This is a genomic window from Streptomyces mayteni, assembly GCF_054783955.1.
Genome location: NZ_BAAGPR010000274.1, coordinates 1 through 890, shown reverse-complemented (window position 1 = coordinate 890; position 890 = coordinate 1). Strand labels below are relative to the sequence as shown.

The 890-nt window shown below is 66.1% G+C and carries 2 protein-coding genes and 1 pseudogene; all 3 read right to left on the bottom strand.

Annotated features, from left to right (window positions below; translation table 11 throughout):
- Nucleotides 1-316: GTP-binding protein (locus tag ACYVPE_RS39880; protein WP_461038737.1), on the bottom strand; the 316-nt coding region annotated here is incomplete at its 3' end.
- Complete coding sequence (locus ACYVPE_RS39875; RefSeq protein ID WP_394814914.1) at nucleotides 297-707, bottom strand: DUF742 domain-containing protein; 411 nt, start codon at nucleotides 705-707, stop codon at nucleotides 297-299. The genes ACYVPE_RS39880 and ACYVPE_RS39875, both read right to left, overlap by 20 nt.
- A gap of 70 nt (nucleotides 708-777) precedes the next feature.
- A pseudogene (locus ACYVPE_RS39870) lies at nucleotides 778-890 on the bottom strand (roadblock/LC7 domain-containing protein); the annotation flags it as partial.

Sequence of the window (890 nt, the reverse complement as noted above, 5' to 3'; positions counted from 1 at the left end):
GGTCGTCCCACATGAACCAGAAACGGTCCTGACCCGGCGTACCGAACAGGTACAGGATCAGGTCCTGGTCCAGGGTGATACGACCGAAGTCCATCGCCACCGTCGTGGTGGTCTTGCCGCTCGTGTGCGTCAGATCGTCGATCCCCGCGGACGCGGACGTCATCACCGCCTCGGTCCGCAGCGGATTGATCTCCGAAACCGACCCCACAAACGTGGTCTTCCCCACCCCGAACCCACCCGCGATCACGATCTTCGCGGAGGTCGTGGCTCGAGGCGGAGCCGGCCGGCCCGGACCGCTAGAGCTTGCGAAGTCCACTGAGCACCCTTTCGAGCAGTGTCACATCAGGCTGACCACCCGGATCCCCGTCATGACCCGGCTGGTGAATGGCGACCAGGCCCGCCTCGGCCAGGTCCGCCACCAGAATCCGGGCCACCCCCAGCGGCATCCCCAGGAGCGCCGAGACCTCGGCCACCGACTTGACCTCCAGGCAGAGCTGGCAGATCCGCTGGTGCTCCGGCAGCAGACCCTGGAGCTGCACCGGATCCGCCGTGGTGCTCACCAGCGCCTCGATGGCCAACTGGTACCGCGGCCTCGTCCGGCCACCGGTCATCGCGTACGGACGCACCAGGGGCTGATCGCCCTCGTCGTCATAGGACCCGTAGTGATGCGAGGCACCGTACGGGCCCTGCGAAGGTGGCGGGGTGATCATAGCTCCTCCGAGCGATACCTCAGGTCGGCAATTCAGTTGGTGGTGCTCATGTGGGGGGAGCTTTGTCTCAGTTCAGCAGGGAGCCCTGGAGTTCGGCGCGGAGGTCGGGCGTCAGAACCGTACCGGCACGATCCACCAGCAACGCCATCTCATACCCCACCAGACCGATATCGGCCTCCG